The following is a 22,260-nucleotide window of genomic DNA, read 5'->3' on the forward strand; positions in this document are numbered from 1 at the left end:
GAACGAAAATGCCCACAATGAAGATCGACGGTTTTCTGAAAGTTCCGGATATCAAGGGGCCCAGCACGCGCGACGGCCATGACGACGAGATCGAAATCCATGGCGTCGATTACAAGATGGTTGCGCCCTACGACCCCAATTCCCTCTCGCGCCGAGGCCGCGTGTCGATGGGCATGATCAAGTTCACCAAGCACTACGACAAGGCCTCACCCTATCTGGCCAAGGCCCTGTTCGAAAACAAGGCGCTGGACGAGGTCAAATTCTCCGCTCGGCGGACCATCGACGGCGAGAGCAAGGACTATCTGGTCGTTACCCTGACCGACGCCTCGATCATGGAATACGACATGTCGCAGGCCGATGATGAAGCCGACCTGATCCAGGAGGAAGTCTCCTTCGCCTACAAGAAGATCAAGTTCGTCTATGACGACAATGACGAAGCCGAAATGGATGTCTATGTCGGCAAGTGAGGGGCGAGCAAAGCGCCCTGCCGCCGACAAGGTACAGGCGGGCGGTTCACGGGCCAAGCGCGAGGCGGTACAGCCTTCGCTGTGGGACCGCCTCGTCAACGACCTGCCGGGCCTGAGCTCGGAGATAGACGGGCTCAGGCAGGCTCTGCAGGAGGAGCTTGGCGCAGAGCGCCTGGACGAGCTGCTGGCAGACGGACCGAGGCGCATCGACGCCGATGACGCATTGAACCCCGATCAGAAGCGCCGGCTGCACCGGCTGGCGTTTCAGAACCGGCACCGTGGCGAGCTTGAAAGCCGAGGCATCGTGGTGTCGCCCGATGTGCTGCGCGAGGCCGTGCGGCGCGACATCGAGGCGCTGTTCAACACCGAGCGTTTCGAATCCGCGCCGCTGCTATCCGATCTCGAGGCCGAGCAGATGACCGACAGTCCGACATCGCTGGCCGACTTTCCGGAGGTGCGCCGCAGCGTTGTCAATTATGGCGTGCCGTCCTTCTCCGGCCGGTCGTCGCGCGACTTCGATCGCGATGTTCTGGCACGCGAGATCCGCGCCGTGCTCGCCGCATTCGAGCCGCGGCTGAAGGAGAGCGCGACGAAAGTCACGGTCAACCTCGGCGACAAGACCGGCCTGAAGATCGAGATCGACGCCGTGCTGATCATGACGCCGACGCCCGAGCGCATGCGCCTGCGCACGACGATCAATCTCGACAACGGACTGGCGCGCACCGAGTTCAGGGAAGCCTGAGAGATGGACCGGGTCTTCGTAGAATATTACGAGGAGGAACTGTCCCACATACGCGGGCTGGCGGCGGAGTTCGCCGACATGCATCCGGCGGTTGCCCGCAATTTGTCGCTGGATACGGTGCCGTGTCCCGACCCCTATGTCGAGCGGCTGCTCGACGGCGTCGCCTTCCTCGCCGCGCGCACGCGCCTGAAGGTGGATGCCGAGCGCTCGCGGTTTTCGCGCAGCATCCTCGACGTGCTTTATCCCGATCTCGTCACGCCGGTGCCGGCAACCGCCATGGTGGTGCTGAAGCCCGGCCAGCAGGTGCAGACAATGCTTGCCGGCCACGTCGTCAAGCGCGGCACGCGGCTGGTCTCCAGCCTGCAGGCCGGCCTGTCGACACGCTGCACCTTCACCACCGCGCAGGACATGACGCTGTTTCCGATCGCGATCAGTTCGGTCGGCTATTTCCAGGACCGCAGCGCGCTTGCCGCCGCCGGCATCGGCCCGATCGCCGGCAAGGCCGGCGAAGCGGCACTTCGCATCACGCTGGCGCGGACCGGCAAAGGCAAGCTCGACGAACTGGCGCTCGACCGGCTCGACTTCTATTTCGCCAACCGCACCAAGGCGCCGCTAATCTTCGACGCCATCTTCGGAGTCTGCTCTGGTGTCGGCGCTCGACCGGAAGGCAAGACCAATCCATTGTCGCCGCTACCGCCGCCGGAGATGGTCGGCATTGCCGATGCCGAGGCGCTGATGCCGCGCACGCGGCCGACCTTCGAAGGCTACCGCCTGCTGCGCGAATATTTCATGATGCCCGAGCGCTTCCATTATGGGCGCGTCACCGGCTTGCTGCCGGTCGTGCGCAAATGCCAGGCCGGGCTCGAAATCATCTTCCTGTTCCGGCGTCCGGTGCCCGAACTCGCCGATCTGACGCCGGCGGATTTCGATCTCTTCGCCACCCCGATCATCAATCTCTTCGAGCGCGAGTGCAACATCGTCGAGCTCGACCAGCGCAAGACACGCCAGGTGCTGCATGCCGACCGCACGCGGGCGCGCGACTTTGAAATCTACCGCGTCATCCGCGTCGAAGACGCCGATGCCGAGGGACCCGACGCGGAGATACCGGAACTCTTCAGCCTTGGGCAAAATCGCGGCAGCGGCTGGGTCTATTCGACGGAGCGGCGGCCGCGCCGGCCGACCGAGGACGAGCGGCGCCAGGGCGTGACGCGGACCTCCTATGCCGGCGACGACGTCTTCCTGGCGGTGTCGCGCCCAGTCAACAGTCAGGCCAACCGGCCGCTCAAGCGCGTCGATATCATGGCGCTTTGCACCAATCGCGACCTGGCCATCCTCGACGACACGCCGACCCTGACGCTGGAAGCCGGCGACCCTGTGGAGACGGTCCGGCTGCTCGGCGCATTGCGTTCGCCGCAGCCGGCGATCCCGGCAGCGCTGCCGACCGGCGCCGACGGCGAGTCGCGCGCCGACGACCTGGCCTGGCGGCTGGTGTCACAGCTGGCGCTCAACTTCCTCAGCCTGGCCAAGGAAGGCCGCGGCGTCGATCCGCTGCACGCGCTGCTCGATCTCTATGCCGAGCGCGGCGACCCCGGGCTCGCCCGCAATGTGCGCTCGATCGTGCGCATCGACTCGCGCGCGGTGATCGAAAGGCTGGCGATCGAAGGGCCGATGTGCTTCGGCCGCGGCACGGAAGTGACGCTGCATGTCGACCAGTCGGTGCTGGCGGGACAGAGCACTCTGCTGCTGTCGGGCCTGCTGTCGCGGCTGTTTGCCCGCCATGCCGGCATTAACGGGTTCGTGCGCACGCGCACGCGGTTGCTCCAGAAACAGGAGGATGTGCCATGGCCGATGACGCCCGGCAATCGCTACCTGATCTAGAGCGAGCCGCAACCCTGTCCGAGAGTTTCGACTTTTTCGAACTGCTGCGCCGGCTCGAACGGCAAGGCGGCCTGTTCGGCCATTCCGGCCGGCCGGACCGCGAGCCGGCAAGGCTCGGCCAGAATGTGCGGCTGTCCTTCGCAGTGCAGGACGTGGTGGATTTCCGCGAGCCGACGGACAAGTCGCCGGCACGCGTCACGGTCAACAATCTCGGCCTGCTCGGACCCGAAGGGCCGATGCCACTGCATCTGACGCGCTGGGTGCTCGATCGCCTGTCGCAACGCTGGTATGCCGGCGCCGAGGCGCGGCAGACGAGCGACACGACCTTCGTCGATTTTGTCAATATCCTGCAGCACAGGATGATCGCGCTCTACTATCGGGCCTGGGCGGATGCGCATCCGGCTGTGCAGGTCGAACGCGGTGTCGGCGGCCGCGTCCGTTCCATGCTGGAAGCGATGGCCGGCATCGGGCTGCCGGGCACGCAGGATGCCGAACTCGATACAGTAAAACTTCGCCAGGCCGCCTCGCTCGCTGCCCAAGTCGACGGCCCCGAGCGACTGACGCTGTTCCTGGCCGAAGCCTTCAAAGTGCCGGTGGTGCTGAAGGAGTTCGTCGCGGCCTGGATGACCATCCCCAAGGCGCTGCAGACGCGGCTTGCCGGCAGCTATGCCACGCTCGGCCGCAGCGCCACCATCGGCCCGCGCAGCTTCAGCCGGCAGAGCCGCATCGAGCTGCGCATCGGCGCGCTCAGCTATATCGATTACAAGGCCTTCCTGCCGGGCGGTGAGCGGCTGAAGCTGTTGAAGCAGGCGGTGCGCGACCTGATCGGCGAGACCATCGATGTCGATCTCAGGATCGTGCTTGCGGCAAAGGCAGTGCCGCCGGCGAAGCTCGGCACCGTCCAGCTTGCCCGCACCACCTGGCTGGCGCGACCGGTCGAAAAGGGGGACGCCGACGACATGCGGTTGCGGACCATCGTCGGCTGGCGGGAAGAGGTGGCGGCATGAGCCTGCTTCTGATTCTCGAACAGGGACCACGCGCGCAAGTCACGCGGCAGGCGCGGCTGGACGAGGGCGAGCTGGTAATCGGCCGCAGCGCCGACGCCGACTGGCAGATCAACGATCCCGACATGTTCGTCTCGCGCGCCCACTGCAAGATCACCAGCAAGCAGGGCGGCTATTTCGTCACCGATACCTCCAGCAGCGGGTTGTTCATCGACGATGCCGCCAGCCCGCTCGGCGCGGGAAATACCGCGCGCCTGCAAAGCGGCATGCGACTGCGACTGGGCGACTATGTGGTGTGGGTCGATTTGCAGACGGCGAAGACCGAGGCGCCGGCCTCCAGGCCTTCAGCGCCTGCCAGTAAGCCGGCGGCGTCGCGGGCGCCGGTCAGCCTCGGCGGCGACGATTTCTTTTCGTCCACCACGGAAGAAGAGCCGGGACGGCCACGCCCTGCCAACCTGCCCGATCCATTCGAAAAGCCGGTGCCCGGCGCATTCGCGCGTGCGCGGTCCGATGAACGCAGCTCGCAGGCGTTCGACGATCCGTTCAGCCTCGACCCTGTGGCAACGCCGGTGGCCGAGCCCACTGACAGAAACGGCGCCAAGCCATCGTTCGACGATCCCTTCGGCCTCGACTCCGCGCCGCGGTCGAGAGAGCCGAGCAGATCCAATCCTGAGAAGCTGCCGGCCTACGATGACGGGTTTGGTTTCGGCCCTGCCGGGTCCACCAGCCTCGACGCCGGCGTGACGGATGGCGGTGCAACCGATGCGCCCTCGCCTGCCCCCTCTGCAGCGCCCTGGGATCTGCCAGTCCGCGCGGTCGAGCCATCGCCACCGCAGCCACCGCCTCCCCCGTCTCCACCGCCACCACGCGCTCCTGTCCGCCAATCCGCGGCGCGGCCGTCAGCCGGACCGTCGGACGCGGAATTGCGCGCCGCTTTCCTGCGCGGCATGGGCATGGACGAGGCCGATTTTCCCGGCGGCGATCCGGTGGCCGACATGGAAAAATTCGGCCGCGAGTACCGGCTGATGATGGAAGGGCTGATGCAGCTTTTGCGCAAGCGCGCCGAAGAGAAGGGCAACGCTCGCGTCGCTCAAACGGTGGTTGGCGCATCCGAAGTCAACCCGCTCAAATTCCTGCCCTCGGTCGACGATGCGCTGGTAACCATCCTGGCCGAGCGCAGCCCCGGTTTCCTCGGCGCCGAGGCGGCGATCAAGGACGCGGTGCGCGATCTGGCGCAGCACCACGTTCGTGCCTGGCGCGGCGTGCAAGGCGCGCTCAAGCGCATGATCGACCGCTTCGATCCGGCGGCGATCGAGCAGGAACTGAAGTCGGGCTCGGCGATCGGCAATCTGCTGACCGGCGGGCGCGGCGCCAAGCTCTGGGAATTGTACCAGAAACGCCACCGTGAAATCGCTCACAGCGCCGAGACGCGTTTTCTGGGCGAGATCGGCGCTGATTTTCGTGACGCATATGAGGAGGACTGAGACATGATCGAAAGACGCGAATTCATTCTGGCCATCGGGGCTACGGGACTGCTGACGGCTTGCCAGAGCGGCCCGCCTAAACCGTCCGTCATAACGGTCAATTTGGCCGGTGGGGCCGGCATGAACCCGGGACCGGGCGGCGGCGACAGGCCGGTAACGGTAATGGTCTTACGGCTGAAGAGCACCGGCGCCTTCAATTCGGCCGATTATTTTGCCCTGCAGGGCGGTGCCGGCGCGGCACTTGGCGGCGATCTCATCGGCTCCGACACGATTTCCGTCGGACCCGGCAAGACCGCATCGAAGACCATCACGGTCGAACCGGAAGTGGCCGCACTCGGCTTCGTCGCGCTGATCAGGGAACCCACCGGACGCAACTGGCGCACGACCAAGTCGGTGTCGCCGGGATCGAAGTTCACCGTCAATGTGAAGCTCGGCAGCGGCGGCATTTCCGCCTAGCGGCGGCGGGTCCGCAAAGCCGCGCCAAGGTGATGAGCAGGAAGCAGAGAGTGCCGGCATGAGCGATGCAAACAGGGTGCTGTGGTCGGAGGGGCTTTTCCTTCGCACCCAGCATTTCCAGCAACAGGACCGCTTCTTCGAAGCGACGGTGCGCGGCGCCTTGCAGGCCGGGCATCTGCATACGTTCGGCTTTCGAACGTTGACGCTCGATCAGGCACAGCTCGATGCCGGCCAGATCTCGGTGCTTTCGGCGCGCGGCATCTTTCCCGACGGGACGCCGTTCGCGATCCCTGAGACGATGGATGCGCCGCGGCCGCTGGCGGTGACGCCGGAGATGGGCGCGGGGCCAGTGCTGATCGCACTGCCGCTCGAACCGCCCGGCGGCGTCGGCTTCGACCCGGCTCACGCCGAGCCGTCAGGCGCACGCTATCGCGGCCGGATCGTCTCGGTGCGCGACGCCGTGCATGGCGGCTCCGACCCCGAGGAAATCGAGATTGCGCGGCCGCAGGCGCTGTTGCTGGCGCCGGGCACGGCCGTCGGCGGTTACACCGCGCTGCCGGTGGCCGAGCTCAAGGGCGTGCGCGCCGATGGCGGCGTGGCGCTCGACGACACCTTCCTGCCGCCGACCTTGGTCATCGGCGCGGCCTCCTGGTACAGCCGCCTGCTGCAGGAAGTGGTCACCGGCCTCGACCAGATCGCCGAGGCGCATGGCAAGATGGTGCTGGGCGGCCCCGGGCGCAGCGTCGAAGACCTTCTGATCCTGAACCTGGTCAACGCCGCGCGGCCGCGGCTGGCGCACATGCTGGCGCAGGACGTTTTCCATCCGGCTGAGGTCTACATGGAACTTGCCGGCCTTGCCGGCTCGATGGCGACCTACGGTTCGAGCGCAAGGCGGCTCGGCGAACTGCCTGTCTACGACCACATGGCGCCCGGACCCGCCTATTCGGCGCTGGCCGATGCGCTGCGTTCGCTGATCCTCAGCCTGCGCTACATCGAGCCGAAATCGCGCGCCCTGCCGGTCATGCGCCATGCCACCAATGTGTGGAAGATCCGCATCGACAACCCGAAACTTCTGGTGGCGAGCCGCATCGTGGTGCGGATCGGCTCCGAACTGTCGGAGGATGCCTTGCGCAAGATTTTCGTCAACCAGGCGACCGTCGGCTCGGCCAGCGAATTCGAAGGGCTGTGGAAATCACGCCTGCCCGGCATTCCGCTGAAGCCTCTGCATTCGCAACCGCGCGAAATTCCCTATGACGGCGACCGGCTGTGCCTCGAACTGGACCAGAAAAGCGAGCACTGGGCCTCGCTGCTCGAAGCGCCCGGTTTCGTGATCGGCGTTTCGGGCGTGCTGCCCAGCGAACCGCAGGTCGACTGCTACTCGGTCAACAGGTGAGATGATGAGCAGGGACGATCCATTCGGACTGTCCGAGGATCGGGAGCGGACGCGCATTCGGCTGAGCGGAGCGCCAACGCCGCGCGCCATGCCGCTGCCGGCGTCAGGGGTGACTGCGAAACGCTCCGCGCGCGCGCATCCGAACGTGCTCGTCAACGCGTTCTCGCCGCTGCTGGAATTTGCACCCGAACTCGAAAACGCGCAGCCGCCGGAGAACCCGGAAGCCCTGCGCACCAGGCTGCTCGACGAACTTGTGCGCTGCCGCGACACCACCATGGCGCAGGGCTCCTCGCTCGAGCGCGCCGACCAGGCCGCGTGGCTGGTGGCTGCGTTACTCGATGATCTGGCGCTGAATACGCCGTGGGGCGGGGCCAGCGCCTGGCCGCGCCAGCCGCTGGTGGTGATGCTGCGCGGCGACGTCGACGCCGGCGCGCAATTCTTCGCCCGTCTTGAAGAGCTGGAGCGCCACCCCAACCGCGACCGCGAAATGCTGGAGCTGCAATATCACTGCATGGCGCTCGGCTTCCGCGGCAAATATCGCGTGCCGGGCCGCTCGGGCGACCGTTCGCTCAATGCCGTGCGTGTGGCGGCCGCGCGTTTCCTGCGCGACAGCGACGGCGAAGGCGCACCGCTGTCGCCCAACTGGAAAGGCGTGATCGCCTCCGACGAACCGCAGCGCTTCATCGTGCCGATCTGGGTGATGGTTGCGGCAGCGGCGGTGATCGCGACAGCCATCCATATCGGCCTGTCGATGAGCCTGAGCAGCCAGGCGGTCGAGCTTTCGGCGCTGGTGCGCGCACTGCCGCCGCCGACGCGTACGGATGTCACCCGCGCTTCGCCGAAGGTCGACGCGCCGCCGCCGGTGGCCGTGGATTTCGCGCTGCTGCCGGAATTCCAGGCGGCGGCGCCGGACGAGCTCAAGAGAGCGCTGAGCGGCACGGAGAGCGTGTCGCTGGCGCGGCTGGTCATCCAGGCCTCCAATCCCGAACTCTTCCAGTCGTCGCGCGCGCAGCTGACAGACGGCTTCGATCCGCTCATCGCCTCGGTCGCCAGGGTGATCCTCGAGAACCAGGAGCTGATCGGCGATATCACCGTGGTCGGCCACACCGACGGCGTTCCCTTGCAAAAGACCAACCCACTGTCCACCAACCAGCGGCTGTCGGAAGCCCGCGCCGCGGAAATTGCCGATATCCTGATTCAGAACGGCGTGCCGAAGGAGCGCGTGCGCTCCGAAGGCCGGGCCGCCACCGATCCGGTGGCCGACGACGGCACACGCGAAGGGCGGGCCTTGAACCGCCGCGTCGAAGTGCTGGTCGAAAAGAGGCTGTGACATGTTCATCCTGCGCTTCCTCTGGGCGGTCCTGACTTCGCGCTTCCTGTGGACGCTGATCGGCCTGGCGCTGCTGTCGCTGATCATCTGGGTATTCGGCCCGATCGTACGGGTCGGCGACTATGTGCCGATGGCGTCGGAGACGGTGCGCATCGTCATCATCGCTCTTCTGGTGATCTTCTGGCTGATCTGGCTGATTGTCGCGCAGCGCCGCGCGATCCGCGCCAACCGCATGTTCGTCGCCGAGATTTCCGCCCCGGTCGAGGAAAAGCGGCTCAGCCCGGGCGAGGAAAACGTCGCCGCGGTCGGCGCCAAGTTCCAGGACGTCATGGTCGAGTTGAAGCGCCGCAAGCTCGGCGGCCGCAAGTTCCTGCGCGAGATGCCGTGGTATGTGATCGTCGGCCCCCCGGCGACCGGCAAGACGACGGCCTTGCGCCAATCCGGCCTCAACTTTCCGATCGACCTGACCGACGATCTGCAGGGCATCGGCGGTACCCGTAACTGCGACTGGTTCTTCTCCGAAAACGCAGTGATGATCGACACCGCTGGCCGCTATGTCCAGCAGGAAAGCCAGCCCGATGTCGACGCCGTGGAATGGCTGGGCTTCCTCGATCTGTTGAAGAAGCATCGTGGCCGTCGTGCGCTCAACGGCGTCATCGTTGCGCTTGGGATCGACGCGCTGTCCGAGGGCGACGAAGCCGTCAAGGCGCATGGCCGCAAGATCCGCAGGCGCCTGGCCGAGCTCGAAGAGCGGCTGGAAATCCGCTTGCCGGTCTATCTCATGCTGACCAAGGCCGATCTGATCAGAGGCTTCGAGGCTTTCTTCGGCGGCCTGTCGACGGCGGCGCGGGAACAGGTATGGGGGACGACCTTCCCGCTCGATGCGCGCGTCGATGCCAAGGCGATCGCGGGTGAAATCACGACGCTGTCGAGGGAGCTGGAAAAGCGGCTGGTGCCGCGGCTGGAGGATGAGGACAAGCTGGCCGAACGAGCCGAGATCTTCCGCTTCCCGGCACAACTGCAAAGCCTGTCCGAGCCGATCCAGGTGCTGGTCGAGGCGATGTTCGGCGAGAGCCGCTACGAGGAGGCAGCCTGGCTGCGCGGCCTCTATCTGACCTCGGCGACCCAGGAAGGCGCGCCGATCGACCGGCTGGCCGCAGCGCTGGCCTCCTCCTTCGGCCTGCCGGCACGACGCACGATGCCGGCGCAGCGCTTCGAGAAGCGCAGCTTCTTCCTCAAAAACCTTTTGACCGAGGTGATCTTCAAGGAGGCCGGGCTTGGCACCTTTGATCCGCTGGCGCAGCGCCGCCGCAGCTGGATCTGGCGCGGTGCCGCCGCTGCCTGCGCGGCTGCGGCCATACTCGCCGGCGGCCTGTTCACCTGGTCCTACTACGACAACCGCAACGCCATCGCCGCGCAAGCCGGCCAGTTCGAAGCGCTGCAGGCGCCGCTGACGTCGACCGCCGCGACGCCCGCCTCGGTGCTGCAGCCGGCGATGGACGTTGCCCTCAACGCCATGGACGAGGTCGCCAATGCCAGGACGGCGCCGCCCGCCAAGGCACAGGACCTGCTCGGACCATCGGCTTCGGCCGAGATGATGCGGGCGCAGACCGACACCTATGACCACGCTCTGCGCAACGTGCTGGAGCCGCGGATGGTGGCGCTGCTCGAAGCGACCATGTGGCGGCAGATCCGCGATCCGGACTTCATGCTGGGCGCACTCAAGACCTACCGCATGATGACCGGCCTGTCTCAGATGGACTCCGACTTCGTCGAGAATTGGTGGGTGAACGACCTGCCCGAATTCGCGCCGGCCGCGCTCTTCCCGACCGCCGATGCGGAAGAACACCAGTTGGCCGCGATCCGGCGCATGGCGGTCGACGACAGCTACATCGCGCCCGACCAGGCGCTGGTCGCCGAAGCGCTGAAAACGGTCTGCACGATCTCGCTGCCGGCGCGGGCCTACAAGCAATTGCTGGCCGATCCGGCGGTGGCCGGATTGAAGGAATGGATCCCCGCCAATTTCGCCGGGCCGAACGGCGCCAAGGTGTTTTCGCGACGCTCCGACAAGACCCTGCGTGTCGGCATATCAGGCGCCTTCACCTATGACGGTTTCCACGACGCGATCCTCGACCGGGTCGAGGATGTCGCCGCCCAGGCGGCACTCGACCGCGCCGTGTTTGCCGGCGGCTGCTCGGAAAATTCCGAGACCTCGGTGTCGGCGCTGTCGGAAGATATCCTGAAGCTCTACTATGACGATTACATCGCGCAGTGGGATAGTTTCCTGCGCGACATGCGGCTGGCGCCGCTGAGCGACCTCAACATTGCCAGCGAGAATCTGAAGGACCTTTCCAGCGCCGATTCCGCGCTGAAGCGGCTGTTGACGGCGGTGGTCCAGGAGGTCGACCTCACCCGCTCGGACGACGCGCCGGCGACTGACGACAAGGCGGCGGCGAAGGGCGGCTCGAAACTGCTGGGCAAACTCGGCAAGCTGGGCAAGATCGTCAAGACCGGCGCCAAGCTGTTGCCGCGCGCAGGATCGGCGAGCGAAGTCGACCTGACCGGCACGCTGGTGGCCGAACACTTCAAGCCGCTCAAGAGCACGATTGCCGAGGTCGACGGCCAGCCGCCGGCGCTCGATGCCGCGGTCGTCGCGCTGACGGCGCTGTCCAACGTGCTGCAGACGGTGACCGCCAATCCCGACCCGCAGGACGCGATCAAGAAACAGGGCGGGCTTGCCGAACTGACCGGCGCCGTCGCCCGCCAGGCACAGATCCTGCCCGACCCCGTGAACACCTGGCTGAGCGGCATTGCCGGCGACACCAGCGGGTTGACGCAGAAGGCCGTCGCTTCCGAGCTCAACGCCATCTGGCGCGCCGACATCCTGCCCTTCTGCCAGGCCGCACTCAACGACCGCTATCCGTTCAGCCCCGACAGTGCCGTCGACGTCAACGTGCGCGACTTCGCCCGCCTGTTCGGACCGGCAGGGATGATCGACGGCTTCATCAACGACCATCTGATCGGCTATGTCGACACCTCGGCGCAGCCTTGGAAATGGCGTGCCGATTTCGGCCTCGACCCATCCGCACTTGCCGCCTTCGAGCAGGCGCGGCGCATCCGCGACGATCTCTTTCCCGGCGGTCAGGGCCCGGTGATGGCCTTCACGCTCGAGCCGACCGACCTGTCGCCCAACGTGACCCGCGTCACGCTCAACCTCGACGGCCAGAACCTGGTCTATTTCAACAATGCGACGCGACCGCAACCGATGACCTGGCCCGGCAAGGACGGCACCGGCGTCATCTCGCTCGCCTTCCAGCCGATCGACGGCTCGCCCGAAATCATGCTCAACGAGACCGGCAGCTGGGCATGGCTGAGGATGCTGCGCGGCGGCCGCTTTACCGGCACCTCGCTGTCCGACGTCTACAGCCTGCGGCTGGGGACGAAAGGCATGTACGCCGACTTCAAGCTGAAGGCGGCCAGTGTCGAGAACCCCTACAACCTCCAGATGTTCAAGAAATTCTCATGTCCGCCGCAGATATGACCCTGCCCGGCTACTACGGCAAAATGCCCGCCACCGGCGATTTCGTGACACGTCGGCTGACGGGCGACTTCGTGCGCGTGTGGGACCGCTGGCTGGCGCAGCATCTGGTGCCGCTGTTTGGCCAGGATATCTGGCCGCCCGCCATGGCGCTGCGGTTTGTGGCAGGCCCGAATGCCTTCGGCGCGTCGGCCGGCATCATCCTGCAGAGCGCCGACAAGGTCGGCCGGCAGTTCCCGCTGAGCGTCGTTGCGCAGCTGCCTGAAGCATCTGCCATGCTGACCCATGCCGAAGCCTGGTTTGCGGGAATCGAAGAAGCGGCGATCAGCGCCCAGCAGGGCGCGCTGACGCCCGATGAACTGGATATTGCACTGGCGGCCCTGCCAATGCCGCCGATCGAGCCGGGCGAAGAGCTGATCGCCGACATGGTGATGTGGACCAAGCACTCCGACATTTTCGACATCGATCCGCAGTCACCGCAAGCGACGCTGGAGCAGATGCTCGCCGCCAGTTGGGAGACCAGCTGATGGGGGAGCAACTCTGATGTTCGTCAGCCAGAACACCACTCCGTTTCTCGCCGAGACTTTTCCATATCAGGACAAGCATTGCGTGAAGCATTGCGTGGCCGTGATCAGGGCGACGTACGACGTCGATGAACAAGGCAACTGCACTCCCAGCAAGGAACAGTCACCTTTCGTCTACGCCGATACCCACTACGGCGATCCGGAAGTCACCTCCATCCGCGTCGAGACCGACTTTGCCCCTGTCAAACCGAAATGCGAGGTTCTGCTCGATGCCATGGCGGTCGCGCCGAAGGGGCGGCAGGTGGAAGCGATCGAAGTGCGCCTGGTTGGGCCGGGACTGGACAAGCGCGCGGTGGTCACTGGCCAAAGGCGCTGGTTCAGAGGTGGCTTAGGTATCCAGCCCTCGCGCCCGACCCCCTTTGTTTCAATGCCGTTGGCGTGGCATCTCGCATTTGGCGGCACTGACCGATCCGATCCTGATCCTGCTAAGCATCGTGGCGACGCCGTCAACCCGATCGGCAGCGGCTACCTTGTCGGCCAGGGTAATATTGACGGCACGCCGCTGCCTTGTGTCGAGCACCCGCAATCGCGCATGGCGATCTGGAACGACAGGCCCAGGCCGATCGGCTTTGGTCCTGTACCACGCTTCGCCAAGGAGCGGGCGAGATATGCCGGCACCTATGACAAGCATTGGATGGACAACGTGCTGCCCTTCCTGCCGCAGGATTTCGACGACCGCTACTTCCAGGCGGCGCCCCAGGACCAATGGCTCGACAGATTGGACGAGGGCATGGTCTTCGGCTGCATCGGCATGAACGAAAGAGGTCGGTTCGGGGTAAAACTGCCGAGACTGTCCGTGCCGGTGCGCTTCGTGTTCGACGACCATTTGGAACGAAAAACGATGGTGCCTGATACGCTCATCATCGTTCCGCACGAGAGCAGAATCGTGCTGGTGGGCCGGGTAAGCACGAAGCTGCCGCGCAAGTTCGTGAGACTTGAGGAGGTTCAAGTCGGCAACGACCTCATCCCCCGCGACGGCGAGAAGCCGCACTATGCGGGGCTGAAAGTCGCAGTTGCCGCCCTGAAGGAAATAAGGCGGCTAAAATGACGGTCATTTCCTGCCTCAGCCTCGTGTCGCCGGTCGGCTATTCGGCGGGGAGTACGGCGGCCGCGATGCGGGCAAATATAGCGGCGTTCGCCGAACTCTCCTATCGCGACGCCGACGGCGAGCCAATACGTGGCGCGTCAGTGGATGCCCTGCCGGCGACGATGCGCGGCCGCGATCGCGTTGCCGCCCTGACGCGTCTGGCCGCCGATCAGGTGGACCCAAAACAGGCGGACCGGCTGCCCTGGGGCGAGATGCCGATCATCTTGTGTACGCGTGAACCGCAGTTTCCGGGCGCGCGCCTCAACGGCATTGTGGGCGGGCTGGCGCTGCCCAATGGGGCATCTCTTGTCGGACCGCATTCCGTGCATGTGACGGAAGGGGCAGTGTCCACCTTCGTCGGCATCTGGCACGCGCGCAAACTGCTCGCCGAACGCAAAGTTCCCGCCTGTATCATCGTGGCCGTGGATACGCTCATCGATTCGCGCACCCTCGGCTGGCTCGACAAGGCGGGCCGTCTAAAAACGAGCATCGTCACGGATGGCCTCATTCCTGGCGAGGCGGCGAGCATCTCCGTCGTCAGCGCTCGTCCGCTGCTCGAATCACATGTGACGGTGCATGGCCTCGGCTTGGCGCGCGAGACCGCGACAGTGCTCAACGAGGAGCCGTTTCGCGCAGATGGCCTGGCCTCTGCGCTGCGGACGGCCCTGGCGGAAGCCAGGGTGGAGATTCACGATGTTGCCTTCCGCCTGTCCGACGTCGCCGGCGAATCCTATGCTTTCGAGGAGTTGGTGGTGGCGCAAATGCGGGTGATGCGCACAGTCAGGCCGCAACAACTGGTCTGGCTGGCGGCGGGCTGCATCGGCGACTGCGGAGCGGCTGCCGGTTCCATCCAGTTCGCATGGGCCGAGCAAGCCTTCCGGCGCGGCTATGCACCGGGGCCTTCCGCGGTGCTCTACGGCAGTTCGACGTTTGGTAACCGCGCAGCGGCGATCGTTACAGCATAGGGTCGAGAGAGATGACCAAGAACGTCTTCGCGGAAAAATGGGAGATTGCCGGAAATAACGGCATGAACAAGTCGATCGCGCGGTTTCCGGATGTCTGCCTGTCGCCGCCATCCCCACCGGCCGGGCCTATCCCAATTCCCTACCCGGACACGTCGTTCTCCAACAATCTGAAGGAAGGCTCCGAGACCGTGCTGATCGGCGGCAAGCCCGCCGCGCTGGCGCAGAAATCCTACTACAAGGAGCCGATGCTCGGAAACGAGGCCGCAACCCGCACGTTCGGATCTTCGGTCGTGACCCACCAGATCACCGGCAAAACCTACTTTCAGGCCTGGTGCATGTCGGTGAAGTTCGAAGGCAAGAACGTCTGCCGGCATTTTGACATCACGACAAGCAACCATACGTCCTACGTTGGCGCGACGCCGCCGGCGCCGGCGCTCGAGTCGCTGAATGCAAAGGCTGCCAAGGCGGCCGTGAAGGCCGGGAACTGCCCGTGCTGCGGTGGCCCGCTGCACGAATGGCAGAAGGATGCTTCCGGCAAGCCATATCCCGTGGTTAAGGAAAAGACGTTCTGGACGAACAAGATCAAGAAAATGAGGACTGGGGACGCCGCGCAGATTGCCAAAAAGGCTGATTTCGAGGTCAAGCTAAAAAAGATGCTCAAGCTGAAGGCGAAGCATCGGCGCTTGCGAAAGGCTGGCAAGCCGGCGTGCCCAAACGTCCACAACAATGACAATCAGGGCTGCGCCATGTATTTCGACATTCCGAAGGGCGCGAGAACCTCTGGGGGTGTCAATACACCGGCGCAGGAAGCCAAGATGGCCTTCGACTCTGGAGTGAAGGCCGGCTGTATTCTGGCCTGGGAAACTGCAAAGGGTTCACCCATCAGAAGAGGGACAAACGCTGACCCCGCCAAGAAGCCCTACCATTCCTTGAACCACACAACGCCTCACATGGCCGGTGGGTGCAATAACCCGTCAAATGTAGTCCCCCAAGACATTATGGATTCGGGCGATTGCCAGGAGATCGAAGATTTGCAAAGCGACCTCGAGAAGGTCAATGACTCAATCCCGTAAGGTCCTGCTATGGCAAAGTACACATCGATTCCCGATACGAAACTCAAACAGCTCTCACTGGGATTCTTTGTTCCTGGTGTAGACTTGGCCTCTTATGATCCGACGCGTCTTCTTCAAAGCGACGAGGTATGGGAACAGATCGCTGGCCTTTTTTTGGCCTGCGAATTGGGCAACTTTTCCGCGCTGCACCACATTCCCTCAATCATGAAGGACAGCGATGCCTATCTCGTCTGGCAGGCGGGTACCAATCTGGCTGGCCTGGCTGGCAACCTCGGTGTTGTGAAGGACGTCTTCAAGCCGTTCGAAAAAGACGGCTCTGGCGCGGAATATTTCATGACAATTGCGTTGGGCCAGACGCTGAACCCTGACGCGATCGAGATGTTGCTGACGTTACACAATGATGCATCGGACGAAGAGACCCGCTATCAGATCGAAAGGGAGTTGTCGTATCTGCTCGAGGACACCAACGGACCGATAATCAGCGGTGCCGACGAGTCCATCGAATCCGAGGATGAAGATACTGTTCACATCATCAATCGGCAGGACTACTTTCCCAAGGTGACGGCGGCGTTGTCGCTGGTGCGAGAGCAACTCCCGGTCCCCAATACCCCCATCCTCGGCGGCAAGGTTTTCGACGTGGTCAAGTTCGCAAGGCGGCTGCTTGAACGGGTGGGCAGCGCAGCACCGGAGATAGGCCGCATCTACCGTCACCGTCTCATCTTCGAGGCCGCCACCGGCGTGAATTGTGCCGCCTTCTTTGACGACCCGGTCAAACTCAATTCGCTTCAGGCGACGGCAATTCTGGAGGCATTCCTCGATAGCGACGACGTCAGAAGATTTGTCCCGGGGCAGAGGTATTTCTTCGGCCATCCCATTGGCGCCTGATCCGACTGGAGATGACAGCTGTAACGTCGCTTCAGTCGCGTAGGACGCCGGCCGCTTTGCCCCATTCAGCTACCTTATCGGCGAGCGGCACGCGTACGATGCTGTCGCTGAAGTAGTCGATGAAGTCCGGGCCAACCTCTCCCATGTCGGCGGAAGACAGCTCACCCCAAGGAGCTTCTGGGAACAATTCCACAAATGACGCGCCCGCTGCGATCGATACCGGCGGCTCGCGCATCCTCTCAACAAGCCAGGCAAGCCGGCCGCGATCGCCCAACATGCCGATGCTGCGAACCGCGATTGAGGCGGTCTGGGGCGACTGCATTAATCCGCCGAGCCATGCCCGAACTTCCGTTTCAGGCCCGCCCTTGATCGCGGCGCGGAGCGCTATCAGCCTGTCCTTCCCCGGCGTTTCAACCGCTGCTCTCAATGCGTTTTGCGCCAACCCGGCATGACCCAGTTCAACCAGCGACCAAGCCGACCAGAATCGCGCATCTTCGTCGGAATCGTTGAGCGCAGCGTTCGCCTCGCCGGCAAGATCGGTTCGTTTGAGAACGCCCACCAGCCGTAAGCCCGCCACACGAACGCGGGGATCGGGATCGCGAGCTAGCCGCGGCAGCAGGTTCTTTGGATCGACCGAATGCACCAGACATGCCGAAACGCCGAGAAAGCGTTTGAAGGCGTCGGCATCGGTGATCCAGTCCCTCACATGCGGTCCGATTCGGTCGGCCGCATGCCACCGCAGCGCGCCGATGAACCCGTCCGGGCTCGGTGTCAGTTCGCGGGCATGCCCCACCGCTTCTGAAAGCCTGACTGGATCGTTGAACTCGATCGCGGTCCAGGCAAAGGCAAACAGTTCCCCACTGTCAGGATAGTCTTGCAGTTGCTGAAGCAGGCTCGGCCACGCGGCCTGGTCCGCGATGCGCAGTCCGTCCATGTTGGCTTCGATACGGTCGTCGATATCCTTAGCCGCCACCAACGCGGGCGGCTCTTGCGCAAGAAGGCTCTCGCGCTGCACCCAAAGAAAGGCAACCAGTTCCGCGTGCTGCCTGACCACAAGGCTGGCGATGCGCGGGCGATGGAAGCTTTCGACGGGCGACATCAGTTCAGATTGATCGAGCCGCCACGGATATAATTCGGCCCGCTGGAGTGGCTGACCAAGTATGTACCGCGGATGACGATCTGCCCATCACTATCCATCACGATGGATGCCTTGCCGCAACGCAGTTCGAGCCGGTCATTGGCGCGGATGCGTACACGCTTGCCGTCGCGGATAACCTCTACGCCGGGCCTGCGCGCCGGCTCGACGATGCGACCGACGATCAGCGGCTTGCGCGGATCGCCCTCCTGGAAAAGCAACGCCACTTCCTTGCCGACCATATCGGAAGACAATTCGCTGAGGCTGCGCGCAGGCTGCGCCGTTTCCTCGGGATTGCCGGCAAAGACCACGAGGGGCACGCCTTCTTCGCCGAACCCCATGAAAACTCCGATCACAACGCCATCGATTGCACTCTTGACTCTGGCCATCGCGTCCCTCAATTCTCGTTGATCTTCGAGCCTTTGATAATGACATCGCTCGACGCCTTGACGTTAATTTTCCCTGAACCCGTCACCGTGATGTCCTTGCCGTCGATGATGATGGTACCGTCCTTCTTCATCACGATCTTGGAGCTGCCGCACTTGAGGGTAATGTCGTCGGCTGCTTCCACTGACAGGCTCTTACCGACCTTGATGCCGGTATTCTCCTTTACGTCGGTAAGGCTGCCCTTCGCTACCTTCAGGATGTAACCGCCGCCAACGTCGGTGCTGTCGTTCGACTTGATGTTGGCAGCGCGGGAGGCGCCTACGTCCGTCGTCTGGGATGCGGCGATCGCAACCGACTGTCCGGCACCGATACTGATGTTCTGTCCCGCGCCTATGGTCCATGTATCACTGGTGCCTATGCTGTGCGTCTGGCTGATGCCCACGCTGACAGACCTCGTCGCGCCGATCGTGTTGCTCTGGAGTCCGCCGACGGTGCGCTGTTCCGCTGCTCCGACAGTATCGACGCGCGCCGCCCCGACCGTGACCGTCTGCACAATTCCGACGGTCTGCGAATGGTTGGCGTCGATGTTCTCCGTCGAATTCGACATGACGTGAATCGTCTCATTCGCCCCCACCGTCAGCGCGCGGTTGACCCCCACCGTCTCGGTGTCGTTCGACCCGATATTGGTGGTCTGGTCGACACCGACCTTGACCGTCTTGTTGTTGCCGACGTCCTCGTCGAGGTTGTGGCCGACGGAGTGCTTGGCGTCGTGGTCGATGCGGTCGGACTGGTCGTGCTGGACCAGCTTCTGGCGATCATTCTTGATCAGAAGGTGGTGGTCCTTCTGCGCCTGGAAGTTGACCAGTTCGGAGCCGGCCTTGTCCTCGAACATCAGCTCGTTGTAGCCGCCACCGCCCTTGGACGAGTTCGACTTCCAGCCCGACTGCGTGGCGTTGCCGGGCAGTCCGTAGGGCGGCATCTGCGAGGCGTTGTAGACGCGGCCGGTGATGATCGGCAGGTCCGGATTGCCTTCGATGAAATCGACGATCACTTCCTGGCCGATGCGCGGGATCTGGATGAAGCCCCAGCCGCTGCCGGCCCAGGTCTGCGACACCCGCACGAAGCAGGAGCTCTTCTGGTCCTTCTTGCCGAGGCGGTCCCAGTGGAACTGCACCTTCACCCTGGCATATTTGTCGGTGAAGATCTCCTCGCCGGACGGACCGACCACGGTCGCCGTCTGCGGCCCGCGCATGATCGGCCTTGGCGTGATGCGCGGCGGCCGATAAGCAACTGAGGTCGGCGCCACACCGAGCACCACCTTGAAATTCTCGCCATCGGTGTCGACGCCGGCGCGATAGCCCGGATCGAACAGCCGGTACTCGGCGCTGATCACCAGATACTCCTTGTTCTGGTCGTCGCGCGGAAAGCCGTCGAGCTTGAAGGTGCAGCCGGAGAACAGGCCGCGCACGGTGCCGACAGCGGCAATGCGCATATGCGGCGCCTGGATTTCTTCGCGCCTGATCGCCGCCAGGCTGTCGCCGCGCCCGACTTCCAGATGCGCGCCGGGGTGGCGATAGTTCTCGCCCGCGGCCTGCTTGTGGCCGAAGGCCTGCGCCGACTTCGCCATCAAATCGGCGGCGGGTTTTTCGAAGTCATAATCGGTGTGGGCATAGGCGCCGGGGCGCACCGCGCTGCCTGGAATCCAGTCGGTGATGTACTCGACGTCGCGGCGCGAGCCCTGCCCTTCGAACTGATAGAGCACCGTCTCATAGCCCGGCGCTGGCTTCAGCTTGCTCGTGGCGTCGGCCAGGATCAGCGTGTGCTCGCCCTCGGCATGCTCGAAGAAGTACATTATGCCTTCGTGCTCGAGCAGCCGCTGCACGAAATCGAGGTCGCTCTCGTCATATTGCACGCAATATTCGCGCGGCGGATAGGAGCCTTGCAAGCGCTTCTCGAACTTGGCGATGCCGCCATATTTGGAGAAGATCTCCTCCACGATCTCGACGGCAGTCTTGTCCTGGAAAATGCGGCAGTCGGTGGTATTGCCGAGGAACCACAGCCACGGCCTGACGACCGCCTCGTAGTGAGCCAGCCGATCTTCGATGCGGGTAAGGCGAAACTCGGCGATGAGGCCGCTGAACCAGCGCTTGGGGTCGGCCTCGCCTTCGATCGAAACGGCGCCGCCCAGCATCTTCAGCGGGTCGATATCGGCATTGGTCGAAACAAATCCAACGGTGTAGGCAAGGCAGCGGCTGATCTCGTCGCGGCCGACGAGATGCGTAAAGGTCAACAGCTCGGCGCCGACCGGCGTCTGCACAAGCGCGGCGCGTTGTTCACTCGGCATGGGTCGTGCCCCTCCTGAGCGCTAGTGTGGCAGGTTCGAAGCCCTTCTTGTGTTAACGACCTCACGTTCAGGGATATTTCGCAACTTGCCACCCAAGCCATGTTGAGCCTACCACATGTTCTATGGCAGACCAAAGAGGACAAGCGGCAGGCCGTTGCTGTTTGCGCCGCTTTCGCCAGTGTGAAACGCCGCTCTCCCGCTGTGCCCGCAAGCTGCTAGACTGTGGCACATCGGATCAATGGAAACGGCAGCGGTCGACGGTCCATAGCGCATGTTCGTCAGTCTGCAGATCAGCAATGTCGATGTCCTGCCTGCCGGGCTGCCGCCCGGCTACGCATCGCGCGACCGCGGCTTCGAGATCGGGCGGGAGAACTGCGCCTGGACCTTGCCCGATCCGGACAAGTTCATCTCCGGCCGACATTGCGAAATCCGCTACGAAGGCGGCGCCTTTTTTCTCCACGACGTCTCGCGCAACGGCACATTCGTCAACGGGTCGAGCCAGCGCCTGACCGGCCCGCATCGGTTGGCGCAAGGGGACCGGCTCCGGATCGGCCGCTATATCGTCTCGGTATCGATCGATGACGGGAACCCAGCCTTCGGTGGCCATGGCTCGACGCAACGGCAGATGCCCGTTGCCGGATCCTTTCCAGACCATGCCGCTTCGCCACGGCCACTGACCGCGCCGCCCGCTTCGGTCTCCAGCCGGCCACAGCAAGCCGACGAGATCCTGCGCGCGATTGCCGCCGGCGCCGGCATTCCGCCAGAGGTGCTTTTGCTGCGCCAGCCGCAGGAGGTGGCCGGCGAGATCGGCGCGGTGCTGCGCATCGTCGTCGACGAACTCGTGCTGCTGTTGAAGGCGCGCGCCGCCGCGAAAGTCCTGGCCAAGACCAGCGACCGGACCATGATCAATTCCGCCGACAACAATCCGCTGAAGTTCGTGCCCGGGACCGACGAAATCCTCGACATCATGTTCGCGCGGCGCAGAGCCGGCTATCTTGATGCCAGGCACAGTATCGAAGACGCTTTCCACGACCTCAAGACGCATGAATTCGCCACCTTCGCCGCCATGCAGGCAGCGCTGTCGCGGTTGCTTGACGATCTGTCGCCCGAGGCGATTGCGAAAAAACTGCCGCCATCCTCCTTTGCCTCGAAGAAAACGCGCGCCTGGGACGCGCTGGTCGCGACCTGGCGGGCCAAGGAGGAAGCGCACGAGAATGGCATGCTGGACATATTCCTCACCTATTTCAGTGAAGCCTATGCCAAGGCCGCCAAACAGAAGACCGGCAAGGGCTAAGCCCGCGCACCGCTGAAGACACCGTGAAGGCGACCCGAGCACGGGCCGGCCACCAAAATTGCGCCGGGTTTCCATCGCAACCTTCTGAGACTACGATCACATACGACGATTGAGCACGCGGGTACGGTTGGTCGACCTCGGGGGTCTGCGGCACATGTCATGTCACGGCGAGATAGCGTCCTGCGGTCCGCGTTTGCGCGGACATGGCGCTGTG

18 protein-coding genes are annotated in these 22,260 nt (G+C 64.1%); 15 read left to right on the forward strand and 3 right to left on the reverse strand.

What is annotated here, in order from left to right; genetic code table 11:
* Nucleotides 1–17 precede the first annotated feature (17 nt).
* The 14 genes from NLY43_RS09240 to NLY43_RS09305 are packed head-to-tail and all read left to right on the forward strand — an operon-like array spanning nt 18 to nt 16,886.
* The gene (locus tag NLY43_RS09240) at nt 18–467 is read left to right on the forward strand and encodes an Hcp family type VI secretion system effector (protein WP_023673716.1); all 450 of its coding nucleotides are present in this window, start codon (nt 18–20) and stop codon (nt 465–467) included.
* Entirely contained in the window at nt 454–1,209 is a 756-nt protein-coding gene (gene tssE, locus NLY43_RS09245; RefSeq protein WP_023673715.1) for a type VI secretion system baseplate subunit TssE, read from the forward strand. The genes NLY43_RS09240 and tssE overlap by 14 nt, the downstream gene beginning before the upstream one ends.
* A gap of 3 nt (nt 1,210–1,212) precedes the next feature.
* Nucleotides 1,213–3,087, forward strand: a complete 1,875-nt coding sequence (gene tssF, locus NLY43_RS09250; RefSeq protein WP_023682613.1) for a type VI secretion system baseplate subunit TssF — start codon at nt 1,213–1,215, stop codon at nt 3,085–3,087.
* On the forward strand, nt 3,051–4,094 hold the full coding sequence (tssG, locus tag NLY43_RS09255) for a type VI secretion system baseplate subunit TssG (RefSeq protein ID WP_023673712.1): 1,044 nt from the start codon (nt 3,051–3,053) through the stop codon (nt 4,092–4,094). Before tssF ends, tssG begins: the two co-directional genes overlap by 37 nt.
* On the forward strand, nt 4,091–5,575 hold the full coding sequence (gene tagH / locus NLY43_RS09260; RefSeq protein WP_023709957.1) for a type VI secretion system-associated FHA domain protein TagH: 1,485 nt from the start codon (nt 4,091–4,093) through the stop codon (nt 5,573–5,575). Before tssG ends, tagH (NLY43_RS09260) begins: the two co-directional genes overlap by 4 nt.
* Before the next feature lie 3 nt (nt 5,576–5,578).
* Nucleotides 5,579–6,031 (forward strand): type VI secretion system lipoprotein TssJ, encoded by a 453-nt coding sequence (gene tssJ / locus NLY43_RS09265; RefSeq protein WP_023709958.1) that lies wholly within the window; start codon nt 5,579–5,581, stop codon nt 6,029–6,031.
* 58 nt (nt 6,032–6,089) lie between these two features.
* Entirely contained in the window at nt 6,090–7,424 is a 1,335-nt protein-coding gene (gene tssK / locus NLY43_RS09270; RefSeq protein WP_023709959.1) for a type VI secretion system baseplate subunit TssK, read from the forward strand.
* Between the two features lie 4 nt (nt 7,425–7,428).
* Nucleotides 7,429–8,754: a type IVB secretion system protein IcmH/DotU gene (gene icmH, locus NLY43_RS09275; RefSeq protein ID WP_023709960.1), complete on the forward strand. Its 1,326-nt coding sequence runs from the start codon at nt 7,429–7,431 to the stop codon at nt 8,752–8,754.
* Between the two features lies 1 nt (nt 8,755).
* Nucleotides 8,756–12,295, forward strand: a complete 3,540-nt coding sequence (gene tssM, locus NLY43_RS09280) for a type VI secretion system membrane subunit TssM (RefSeq protein ID WP_023709961.1) — start codon at nt 8,756–8,758, stop codon at nt 12,293–12,295.
* The gene (tagF, locus tag NLY43_RS09285) at nt 12,292–12,819 is read left to right on the forward strand and encodes a type VI secretion system-associated protein TagF (RefSeq protein WP_023695287.1); all 528 of its coding nucleotides are present in this window, start codon (nt 12,292–12,294) and stop codon (nt 12,817–12,819) included. Before tssM ends, tagF begins: the two co-directional genes overlap by 4 nt.
* A 16-nt stretch (nt 12,820–12,835) precedes the next feature.
* Nucleotides 12,836–13,924, forward strand: a complete 1,089-nt coding sequence (locus NLY43_RS09290; protein ID WP_023695286.1) for a DUF2169 family type VI secretion system accessory protein — start codon at nt 12,836–12,838, stop codon at nt 13,922–13,924.
* A complete protein-coding gene (locus tag NLY43_RS09295; protein WP_023709964.1) occupies nt 13,921–14,928 on the forward strand; it encodes a hypothetical protein in 1,008 nt (335 codons plus the stop codon). The genes NLY43_RS09290 and NLY43_RS09295 overlap by 4 nt, the downstream gene beginning before the upstream one ends.
* 11 nt (nt 14,929–14,939) lie before the next feature.
* Nucleotides 14,940–16,001, forward strand: a complete 1,062-nt coding sequence (locus tag NLY43_RS09300) for a PAAR-like domain-containing protein (protein ID WP_023709965.1) — start codon at nt 14,940–14,942, stop codon at nt 15,999–16,001.
* A 9-nt stretch (nt 16,002–16,010) separates the two neighbouring features.
* Complete coding sequence (locus NLY43_RS09305; protein WP_023709966.1) at nt 16,011–16,886, forward strand: hypothetical protein; 876 nt, start codon at nt 16,011–16,013, stop codon at nt 16,884–16,886.
* Between the two features lie 31 nt (nt 16,887–16,917).
* On the opposite strand, the gene NLY43_RS09310 is transcribed toward NLY43_RS09305, so the two are convergent.
* From NLY43_RS09310 to NLY43_RS09320, 3 genes are read right to left on the reverse strand one after another with little or no spacing between them, the layout of a single operon-like run.
* Nucleotides 16,918–17,985, reverse strand: a complete 1,068-nt coding sequence (locus NLY43_RS09310) for a HEAT repeat domain-containing protein (protein WP_023695282.1) — start codon at nt 17,983–17,985, stop codon at nt 16,918–16,920.
* Nucleotides 17,985–18,410: a DUF6484 domain-containing protein gene (locus tag NLY43_RS09315; RefSeq protein ID WP_023695281.1), complete on the reverse strand. Its 426-nt coding sequence runs from the start codon at nt 18,408–18,410 to the stop codon at nt 17,985–17,987. Before NLY43_RS09315 ends, NLY43_RS09310 begins: the two co-directional genes overlap by 1 nt.
* 8 nt (nt 18,411–18,418) lie before the next feature.
* Nucleotides 18,419–20,752, reverse strand: coding sequence for a type VI secretion system Vgr family protein (locus NLY43_RS09320; protein WP_023709967.1), 2,334 nt, complete (start codon nt 20,750–20,752; stop codon nt 18,419–18,421).
* Between the two features lie 271 nt (nt 20,753–21,023).
* On the opposite strand from NLY43_RS09320, the gene tagH (NLY43_RS09325) reads away from it, so the two are divergent.
* Nucleotides 21,024–22,046, forward strand: coding sequence for a type VI secretion system-associated FHA domain protein TagH (gene tagH / locus NLY43_RS09325; RefSeq protein ID WP_023709968.1), 1,023 nt, complete (start codon nt 21,024–21,026; stop codon nt 22,044–22,046).
* The last annotated feature ends 214 nt before the right edge of the window (nt 22,047–22,260 follow it).

The organism is Mesorhizobium sp. C416B (assembly GCF_030323165.1).
GTDB lineage: Bacteria > Pseudomonadota > Alphaproteobacteria > Rhizobiales > Rhizobiaceae > Mesorhizobium.